This window comes from Exiguobacterium sp. s128 (assembly GCF_018618815.1).
Taxonomy (GTDB): domain Bacteria; phylum Bacillota; class Bacilli; order Exiguobacteriales; family Exiguobacteriaceae; genus Exiguobacterium_A; species Exiguobacterium_A antarcticum.
On the sequence record NZ_JACSMT010000005.1, the window covers coordinates 101,278 to 110,731 of the forward strand.

Here is a 9,454-nt window from a genome sequence, read left to right on the forward strand (position 1 = left end):
CCTTTTCAAATACGTTCCGGCATATAAAAACACCCTTCCAGATGGTTTCATCTGAAAGGGTATAGGATGAGTCAATTATTCGACTGTTACCGATTTCGCCAAGTTACGTGGCTTGTCGACGTCGCAATCACGGCCAAGTGCCGCATAGTATGAGATCAACTGAAGCGGTAAGACAGACAAGAGTGGTGACAAGAGCGGCTCGACTGCTGGGATGACGAACGCATCCGTCGGCAATTCGAGACCTTCCGCTGCGATGACACACGCGTTAGCGCCACGTGCGACGACTTCCTTGACGTTACCTCGGTTGTTGAGGTGAACGTGTGGTTGTGTCACGAGGGCGATGACCGGTGTGTTGTCTTCGATCAAAGCGATTGGACCGTGTTTCAATTCGCCGCCGGCGTAACCTTCTGCTTGGATATACGAAATTTCTTTGAGCTTGAGCGCCCCTTCCATTCCGACATACGCATCTTGACCACGACCGATGAAGAAGGCATTGCGTGATTCAGACAAGTATTCTGTAGCGATTTCCTGGAACCGTTCTTTTTGTGACATGACGGATTCCATCGCACTTGAGATCTTGCCGAGTTCTTTCATAAGATCGAAGTTGACGGCGACACCTTTTGCTTGAGCGAGGTCAAACGCAAGGACTGCGAGAACAGCGATTTGTGCTGTGTACGCTTTTGTTGAGGCAACCGCGATTTCAGGACCTGCATGCAACAAGAGCGTTGCGTTTGCTTCACGTGACAGGGTAGAACCTGCAACGTTTGTGATGGTGAGTGCCGGGTGACCGAGTTTTTTCGCTTCGACGAGAACCGCACGGCTGTCCGCTGTTTCACCTGATTGTGACAGGAAGAGGAACAATGGTTTCTCCGTCAAAAGCGGCATGTTGTAGCCGAACTCAGACGAGATGTGGACTTCTGTCGGGATACCCGCGATTTGTTCGATCAATTGTTTTCCGATCAATCCCGCGTGGTAGCTTGTTCCGCAACCGATGATGTAGACACGATCACGTCCAAGGACTAAATCACGGACTGACTGATCGAGTGTGATTTCGCCTGACTCGTTTTGGTATTTTTGAACGATGTTCCGGATAACTGCCGGCTGCTCATCCATTTCTTTAAGCATATAGTGTGCGTATGTGCCTTTTTCGATATCTGATGCATCGATTTCCGCTGTATACGCGTCACGCTCTTTGACGTTTCCGTCTAAATCCTGGATCGTGACACTGTCACGCGTCAAGATGATCATTTCGCCGTCATGCAACTCAACGAACTGATCCGTTACTTGAAGCATGGCCATCGCGTCAGACGCGACAACGTTGAACGTACCGTCACCAAGACCCACGAGAAGTGGTGATTTATTTTTTGCGACATACAAAACATCCGGGTTTTCAGCATCGATTAATGCAAGTGCATATGAACCGTGAAGGACACGAAGTGTTTGGCGGAATGCTTCCGTCACGTCACCTGTTGTTTCAAAGTTCTTTTCGATCATCTGAACGATGACTTCTGTATCCGTGTCGCTGAGGAGATCGACATTGAGTTCTGCTTTTAACTGCTCATCGTTTTCGATGACACCGTTATGCACGAGTGTGAAACGTGATGACGCACTTTGGTGTGGATGGGCATTCGGTACGCTTGGGACACCATGTGTCGCCCAACGTGTGTGACCAATCCCAACGAGACCATCTGCTTCTGCAGGAACGACTGCGCGTAGCGCGGCGATGCGGCCAACTTCTTTATGGACTTGAACGCCGTCGTTGACGAACGCAAGACCAGCCGAATCATAACCACGGTACTCGAGTTTTTCGAGTCCCTTTAATAAAATTTCTTTTGTGTTAACCTGTCCGATCATACCTACGATACCGCACATAATGTTTTTCTCTCCCATTTACAAGTATTTCCCTGAAGAGGAAACGGCTCTTGTCGAGAGTTGTCATGACACATCTGTTTGTCCGTCTAATCACTTAAACGATTTCAGATGAGTTTTTCGGTACTGACATGGTACCGGGAGGCATCCGCCGAATGATTCGATAAACCCCCACCTCGTCAGCTGCCTATCACATAGACAGCCCTGGCGCTTTTTGATTCTGTCTGACCCCGTTTCTGTCCGACTTTACAATCATACGAACTTTATTTGGAAAAAGCAAGAAAGGTAACGTATTTGTAACTATTCCCGATATTTTTCTAAACGATACCTCTAATACCTAGATTTTGTAAAAAACTCTTTTTTTATTTTTGCTCTGCTTTTTTGTCTTTTGTCTGTTTGATGATGCTTTTTTATCATGTGACACAGAAATGCATTTTTCATGCGACTTCTACAGGAAGAGGAAGCTCCGCTTCCGCCAGGAACAGGCAAGACCCGGTTGTCAAAGACGACAGCTAGCTTGCGTTCCGCCTGAGAAAAGCGCGTGAAAAAAAGCATTTTGACAGAGTCAGTTTGAAAGCTGTCATAGTCCCTCTGACAATCCGTCCAACAAAAAAAGGAGCGGATTATTCATCCGCCCCTCCGATTCACTCAGTTTTCTTGTAACGCGTAGTTTTCACGGACGACGTTCGCAATCCGTTCGACATACATGTCACACGCTTCTTGCGAAGGTGCTTCCGCCATGACACGGACAAGTGGTTCTGTTCCGGACGCACGGACGAGAATCCGACCGTTGCCGGCCATTTCCGACTCGACTTCCGCAATGATCGCTTGAACGGCTGGACCGTTCATCGCACCATTTTTATCCGACACGCGGATGTTGACGAGACGTTGCGGGAAGACCGGCATCTCGGCTGCCAGTTCCGACAATTTCTTGCCCGTCGCCTTCATGATTTGCAGAAGTTGGACGCCTGAAAGCATGCCGTCTCCTGTCGTCGAATAATCCATGAAGATGATGTGCCCTGACTGTTCGCCACCGAGTGTATAGTTGTTTTTACGCATTTCTTCGACGACGTAGCGGTCACCGACCGCTGTTTGTAATGCTGTCATACCGTGGGCTTCAACTGTTTTGTGGAAACCAAGGTTACTCATGACCGTCGCGACGATCGTATTGTCTTTCAAACGACCGATTTCGTTGAGGTATTTTCCACAGATGAACATGATTTTATCGCCATCGACGATTTCACCGTTCTCATCGATTGCAATCAAACGGTCACCGTCGCCGTCAAACGACAGACCAACGTGAGCACCTTTTTCAAGGACGAATGCCGCCAAGTGTTCCGGATGCGTCGAACCAACACCTTCATTGATGTTGAGACCGTTTGGTGTCGTACCGATCGTCGAGACTTCCGCTTCCAAGTCACCGAACAGACGTGGCGCAAGACTTGAAGTCGCTCCGTGCGCTCCGTCGATTGCGACATGGATGCCTGAGAAATCTTCATCCGATGTCTGACGTAACATATGAAGGTACTTTTGTGCCCCTTCATAGTAGTCATGAACGAATCCAAGTTCTTTGCCTGACGGACGTGGTAACGTATCTTCCACTTCATCCAGTAAACCTTCGATTTCAAGTTCTGTTGCGTCATCAAGCTTAAAGCCGTCTGACCCGAAGAACTTGATTCCGTTGTCTTCAACCGGGTTGTGTGACGCGGAAATCATGACGCCTGCAGTCGCATCCATTGTTTTCGTCAAGTAGGCGACGCCGGGTGTCGAGATGACACCAAGACGCATGACTTCTGCTCCGATCGATAGGAGCCCTGCGATCAACGCGCTCTCAAGCATTTGTCCAGAGACACGTGTATCGCGACCGATCAAAACTTTCGGACGTGTACTTTCGTGTTTCGTTAAGACATATCCACCTATCCGACCAAGACGATATGCCAGTTCAGGTGTCAATTCTACGTTTGCGACGCCGCGGACGCCGTCAGTTCCAAAATACTTACCCATGTTCTATTTCCTCATTTCACAAAGTTGATTTAATTGGTTTGGACCGATGTCCGGGGAATCGCTTTTAGTGTGATATCCATATTATCCGGACGCAAGACGTCAAAGGCTTTCGACGTCTGGTACGAAATCGGTAATCCGTGTGTTCCTTCTTTTAAACCGGTCACATCGATGACCGCTTTGATATCCGTTGCATCAATCGACGCAAGATCCGCTTCACTGCCACGGACGACAAGATCAATCGTCTGTTCATAGTCAATCGTATACTTCGCCTCGTCAAATCCGTTCAGCGTGACCGGAATACCGGAAATCGTTTTTTCGGCCCGATCTTCGACTGTTTCCGTCGTCGCTTTGGCATTTTCCTTTTCGACGACGATGCTGACCGTGATCGATGTTGGTTCCATCGCTGTCACGTTATCCGGTTCGACCAGTTTGACCGTCCGATCCACCGTCTTCGTTAAACCTTTTAAGGAGACTGCTTCCGTATTGACGGAACCAATCCGGGATAACTCCTCTTTTGTTCCGTATAACCGCGCTTCCGTGATGACAGGAACGATTTTGACGACTTTATAACCCTTTTTGACCGCATCTGTCGTCTCGACATTGATCGGAACGGTTTTGCTTTCTTTATAGACCGGCACCGTGACATCCAGTTGTTCTGGGTCATAGGTCGCGCTGATCGTATTTCCGTTCGCATCCGTTGCTTTGACGTTAAACGATTCCGTAAAGGTCTCCGCTCGTCCCGTCACGTCAATCGGAACTTGAATCGCCGTGATGGCTTGAAGTTTTTCTGCCCCGCCCGTCACAGACACCGTTTGCCGCGTCGGCTGTGCTTCGCCGACGACATATCCTTCGGCAATCTTGTTTTTATTTAAGAGTGCGACTTGGACCGGGACTTCTTTTGTGACTTTTTTATCAAGGAAAACTTCGATCGTTTCTTGTTTTGGGGTCACTTCGACGTCCTTGCCAAATCCATTCGCCGCTAAGCGGACACGATGATACCCGGGATCAAGTCCCGTCAAATCAATCGATAGACCAAAGTCTTTGACGAGCCGTAACATCGTTAAGCTGCTGGACGGTCCTTTGACCGTCGTTTCAATCGTTTCTGGAATATTATAGGCGACCCACTGCGTTTCATCATAATTGACGGTCACCGGTACGTCAAACTTTGCTGATCCTTGACCGGCAATCGGTAACAGACTGGCGGCATCACTTTTTCCGGTCGAATTCGACCCAGCCACCATCAAATACAGCATGATGGCGAGCAAGACGGCAACGATTCGAAGGAACCAGCGTTCATTGAACCATTTTTCGAACATTATTTTTTCGCCCCCATCCAGTTCAAGAAGGAAGTATTCGTCGGTTCGACTTTGACGATCGTCTCAAGCAGCTTCGTTCGGAGGGATTCTTCATCCAGCTCTCGGTAAAGACGACCATTGATCGCAAGTGAGACACCACCTGTTTCTTCCGACACGACCAGTGTGACACTGTCCGTCACTTCACTGACACCGATTGCTGCCCGGTGGCGTGTCCCAAGATCCTTTGAGATATGTGCACTCTCAGAAAGCGGCAAGTAGCAAGCTGCTGCTGCGAGTTTCCCTTGTTGGACGATGACCGCTCCGTCATGGAGTGGTGTGTTCGGGATGAACAGGTTGATCAGCAACTGACTCGTGATTTGTGAACCAAGCGGAATGCCCGTTTCGACATATTCACTGAGCCCCGTCTCCCGCTCGATCGTGACCAGTGCCCCGATTCGACGTTTTGACATGTACTGAGCCGACGTGACTAACGCGTCGACGATCCGGACTTGCTCGTCTTCATCACTGATGGCGCTGCGCGAGAAAAATTTGCTCGTCCGTCCGAGGTGTTCGAGTCCCCGGCGTAACTCCGGCTGGAAGATGATGATGATTCCGAGCAGGCCGTACGTAATGATTTGGTTCAGCAGAAATTGTAACGTCTTCAGTCCGAAGAATCCGCTTAAGAACCAGCTGATCAAAATGACAGAAATCCCTTTGATCAATTGGACTGCTTTTGTTCCTTTGACAATGATCATCAAACGGTAAATGACGAATGTCACGACCGCGATATCGATCACATCATTAATATAATCGTACCAATGTACGTTTTCTCCCAGTTTCAACAATTGAAATTGAAGTGGTTGCCAGTTGAAGTAATTCACCAACCGTGCCCCCTATCTCATCTGATTTAAACAGCTTTCATTATAGCACAAAGGGACGAGTTAGACTCGTCCCACCTGATTCATTCAAAGATTCGTTTAATTCCGTACCAGACGCGTTCAAACAGCTGATCGATCTGCTTGATCTCGCCCGTGACGTTTCCGGCGCTTGCTGTGTAGGCTTTCCCGTCTACCGTCGTCACGTTCCCGTTGACTTTCCCTTCGATGCGGACGTTTCCACCTTCGACGTAAAGGTCTTGGTCGACCGTGACCCCTTCCGGTACGACGACCTCGCCATTTTCAGCGACGATTCCAGGGACGTTCGTATAGGACAAGTCCTGTTCTTCTTGCGTCAAGTATCCACCGAGACTGCCGACGGATAACAGCATGAAGACAGACGCTGCAGCCAGTAACGGATACTGTTTCATCTTGCCGCCGAAGCGAGATGATGAGCGAAGCGGAGTTACATTCGGATGTTCCACCTGTTCGGGCAATTGTGCCAGCACGCGGGATGTAAAGTCCGCCGAAAGCTTGGGTGCTGGAAGCGTGCGTAACTCTGCATCGAGGAGCCGATACTCTTCGAACTCGTTCATCGCATCCGCTTCCCGTAACTCCGCTTCAAGTCGTTTGAAGTCTTCTGGGGGTTGATTCTGATCTAAATAATCCTGTATCCGTTCGTACACTTTTTCTCGTGTCATGGTGAGTGCCTCCTTCTCATCGTTTCCCAAAATGCTTTTTCAATGCTTCCCGTCCACGATGAATTCTAGTTTTGACAGTAGCAACAGGTAAATCAATCAGTTCGCTGATTTCTTTGAGCGATAAATCTTCAATGTATTTCAAGACAAGCGGAATCCGGTATTTTTCCGGTAAACCGGCAATCGCTTCCCCAACGTCTTGCCGTTGTTCAGAATCAATCACTTGATCTTCGGGGAGCTGGTCCTTACTTTCTAACTGGGAGTACAAAGTCAGTCCTTCTGTTCCTGACATTTCAGCATCAAGCGAATAGTCGGGACGTTTTTTTCGAAGTCGATCAATCGAGACATTCGTCACGATTCGGTACAACCACGTCCGGAACTTCCATTGGGCATTGTAAGAGTCAATTTTCGTGAATACCCGAATAAAGGCTTCCTGTGTCGCATCTTCTGCTTCCATCCGGTCACGCAGGACGCGGAATGCAACTAGAAAAGCACCTTCTTTATATAGATCAACAAGTGCCGCAAATGCGTCACGGTCTCCCTGCTTCACCCGTTCAATCAAACGTAGTGTTGTTTCTTCCACTTTCAAATACCCCCCGCTCTATGCGGTCAATCTCTTATACGGAGTCGACCTACATAATGTTTCATCTCAATTTGAATTGTAACAAAAAAAACTTGAACTCTGACGAAAAGAGTTCAAGTTCCATCCATTATTTTACTAAACGGTGGTTCCGCATATACTGGAGTAAGTTTCCAATCAATTCGTTGGCAAGGAGTGCCGTCCCGTTTCCTTCTTCCAACAACGGATTAACTTCGACGAATTCAGCTGCGATGAAGTCCTCTTGTTCCGCACAATGACGTAAGACCGTTTTCGCGTCATCCAGTAGGATTCCGTCTGCGACACGCGTCCCTGTCCCTTCGACCAGACTCGGATCGAGGCCGTCCATGTCGAAGCTGAGATAAAAGGCATCCGTCGTCTCTTTCAGATAGGCGATCGCTTCTTCCATGATCGTATCCATTCCCCGTGTCCGAATCGCTTCCATATCGTAGACGCGGATCCCAAGACGATCAATCAATTCCTGTTCCCCTGCATCGACATCCCGTAAGCCGATGAACACAAGGTGTTCCGGTTGTAGTTTGACGTCACTGCCACCAATCTCCGTTAAACGTTGATGCCCTTCCCCTAATGCGACGGCAAGCGGCATCCCGTGAATGTTACCTGATGGTGACGTATCGGGTGTGTTTAAATCACCATGCGCATCAAACCAGATGACTCCAAGACGTGGCACGACTTGTTGGAGCCCGGCAATCGTTCCGATCGCCATGCTGTGATCGCCACCGACAAGTAATGGAAAACGTTGCTCCGTCAGCGTATCACGAACGATTAAATGTAAATCGTTTGTCGTATGGACAACACCTTCTAGGCGTTTCAGTTGCGGATCTTCTTCCCGGACTGCATCCTCTGACAAGACAGCCGCTTCCCCGTAGCGGACCGCTTCTTGACCGTGTACTGCCAGTGTCTCAAATAACCCCGCTTGTTCGACAGCAGCCGGTCCTTGTTCCGTCCCCGGTTTTCCTTGACCATAACGATACGGTACGCTGATATATGCAATGTTCATCACGTATTCCCCTTTACTCAGTAAGTTATCTCAATTGTAAGCGGTAACAACCAAGTGGTTCAACTCGACATGATGACGCATGATTATACAGAACCCCAACAAAAAAGCACCGTGAGTAAACTCACAGTGCTTTCGCGTACGTACTTTAAGTGCAGGCATTTCAAGTATAAAAAAACTTAAGACGAACGAAACTCGCTTAAGATCTTTAAGCAAAATTGGTGGAGCCTAGCGGGATCGAACCGCTGACCTCCTGCGTGCAAGGCAGGCGCTCTCCCAGCTGAGCTAAGGCCCCTCAAAAACAAAAAGCGGAAGACGGGATTCGAACCCGCGACCCCGACCTTGGCAAGGTCGTATTCTACCACTGAACTACTTCCGCAAAATATGAGCCATGCAGGATTCGAACCTGCGACCCTCTGATTAAAAGTCAGATGCTCTACCAACTGAGCTAATGGCTCGACATGGTGGGGGGGGGCGGATTCGAACCGCCGAACCCGAGGGAGCGGATTTACAGTCCGCCGCGTTTAGCCACTTCGCTACCCCCCCAGTTTGTCTAGGAACTTATACAATTGAAAAAAAACAGTGCCGGCAACAGGAGTCGAACCCGCGACCTACTGATTACAAGTCAGTTGCTCTACCAGCTGAGCTACACCGGCAAAAAAAGAAATGGTGACCCGTACGGGAATCGAACCCGTGATACCGCCGTGAAAGGGCGGTGTCTTAACCGCTTGACCAACGGGCCATTGGCTCCGCAAGTAGGATTTGAACCTACGACCTACCGGTTAACAGCCGGTTGCTCTACCACTGAGCTATTGCGGAATAAGTAAAATAAATGGCCTGGCAACGTCCTATCCTCACAGGGGGAAGCCCCCAACTACTTTCGGCGTTCAAGTGCTTAACTTCCGTGTTCGGCATGGGAACGGGTGTGACCACTTGGCTATCGTCACCAGACGACGGGCTCGCGCCCTCAAAACTGAAGTCATCAACAAGATCATCTGCTAGAACAAGGCCTCGACCGATTAGTATCACTCAGCTCCGCATGTCGCCATGCTTCCACCCGTGACCTATCTACCTCATCGTCTCTGAGGGGTCTTTCT

The 9,454-nt window shown here is 49.1% G+C and carries 7 protein-coding genes, 7 tRNA genes and 2 rRNA genes; all 16 read right to left on the reverse strand.

The window, feature by feature from the left end; all coding sequences use genetic code 11:
• Positions 1-75: 75 nt before the first annotated feature.
• Positions 76-1,872 carry a glutamine--fructose-6-phosphate transaminase (isomerizing) gene (gene glmS / locus KNQ13_RS03735; protein WP_014969182.1) on the reverse strand — a complete coding sequence of 599 codons (1,797 nt, stop codon included), beginning with the start codon at positions 1,870-1,872 and terminating at the stop codon, positions 76-78.
• A 645-nt stretch (positions 1,873-2,517) separates the two neighbouring features.
• The gene (glmM, locus tag KNQ13_RS03740; protein WP_014969181.1) at positions 2,518-3,873 is read right to left on the reverse strand and encodes a phosphoglucosamine mutase; all 1,356 of its coding nucleotides are present in this window, start codon (positions 3,871-3,873) and stop codon (positions 2,518-2,520) included.
• 29 nt (positions 3,874-3,902) lie between these two features.
• Complete coding sequence (locus KNQ13_RS03745; protein WP_026830529.1) at positions 3,903-5,189, reverse strand: CdaR family protein; 1,287 nt, start codon at positions 5,187-5,189, stop codon at positions 3,903-3,905.
• Positions 5,189-6,049, reverse strand: a complete 861-nt coding sequence (gene cdaA, locus KNQ13_RS03750; protein WP_014969179.1) for a diadenylate cyclase CdaA — start codon at positions 6,047-6,049, stop codon at positions 5,189-5,191. The genes KNQ13_RS03745 and cdaA overlap by 1 nt, the downstream gene beginning before the upstream one ends.
• Before the next feature lie 80 nt (positions 6,050-6,129).
• Positions 6,130-6,744: an anti-sigma factor gene (locus KNQ13_RS03755; RefSeq protein ID WP_014969178.1), complete on the reverse strand. Its 615-nt coding sequence runs from the start codon at positions 6,742-6,744 to the stop codon at positions 6,130-6,132.
• Positions 6,745-6,760: 16 nt separating this feature from the next.
• Positions 6,761-7,324, reverse strand: coding sequence for an RNA polymerase sigma factor SigW (gene sigW, locus KNQ13_RS03760; protein ID WP_014969177.1), 564 nt, complete (start codon positions 7,322-7,324; stop codon positions 6,761-6,763).
• Positions 7,325-7,451: 127 nt separating this feature from the next.
• Positions 7,452-8,360: an arginase gene (gene rocF / locus KNQ13_RS03765; protein ID WP_014969176.1), complete on the reverse strand. Its 909-nt coding sequence runs from the start codon at positions 8,358-8,360 to the stop codon at positions 7,452-7,454.
• A gap of 216 nt (positions 8,361-8,576) precedes the next feature.
• A tRNA-Ala gene (locus KNQ13_RS03770) sits at positions 8,577-8,652 on the reverse strand.
• 12 nt (positions 8,653-8,664) lie between these two features.
• Positions 8,665-8,736, reverse strand: a tRNA-Gly gene (locus tag KNQ13_RS03775).
• A gap of 6 nt (positions 8,737-8,742) precedes the next feature.
• Positions 8,743-8,815: transfer RNA gene (locus KNQ13_RS03780), tRNA-Lys, on the reverse strand.
• Positions 8,816-8,819: 4 nt separating this feature from the next.
• Positions 8,820-8,903 (reverse strand) — tRNA-Tyr (locus KNQ13_RS03785).
• 37 nt (positions 8,904-8,940) lie between these two features.
• Positions 8,941-9,013 (reverse strand) — tRNA-Thr (locus tag KNQ13_RS03790).
• 11 nt (positions 9,014-9,024) lie between these two features.
• A tRNA-Glu gene (locus tag KNQ13_RS03795) sits at positions 9,025-9,099 on the reverse strand.
• 2 nt (positions 9,100-9,101) lie between these two features.
• Positions 9,102-9,176 (reverse strand) — tRNA-Asn (locus tag KNQ13_RS03800).
• Positions 9,177-9,192: 16 nt separating this feature from the next.
• Positions 9,193-9,308: ribosomal RNA gene (gene rrf, locus KNQ13_RS03805) — 5S ribosomal RNA — on the reverse strand.
• Between the two features lie 48 nt (positions 9,309-9,356).
• Positions 9,357-9,454: ribosomal RNA gene (locus tag KNQ13_RS03810) — 23S ribosomal RNA — on the reverse strand; the annotation flags it as partial.

Bases quoted from the DNA above. Each gene is read 5' to 3' on its own strand.
- rocF (WP_014969176.1), bottom strand. From the start codon at position 8,360: ATGAACATTGCATATATCAGCGTACCGTATCGTTATGGTCAAGGAAAA.
- KNQ13_RS03745 (WP_026830529.1), bottom strand. From the start codon at position 5,189: ATGTTCGAAAAATGGTTCAATGAACGCTGGTTCCTTCGAATCGTTGCC.
- glmM (WP_014969181.1), bottom strand. From the start codon at position 3,873: ATGGGTAAGTATTTTGGAACTGACGGCGTCCGCGGCGTCGCAAACGTA.
- KNQ13_RS03755 (WP_014969178.1), bottom strand. From the start codon at position 6,744: ATGACACGAGAAAAAGTGTACGAACGGATACAGGATTATTTAGATCAG.
- glmS (WP_014969182.1), bottom strand. From the start codon at position 1,872: ATGTGCGGTATCGTAGGTATGATCGGACAGGTTAACACAAAAGAAATT.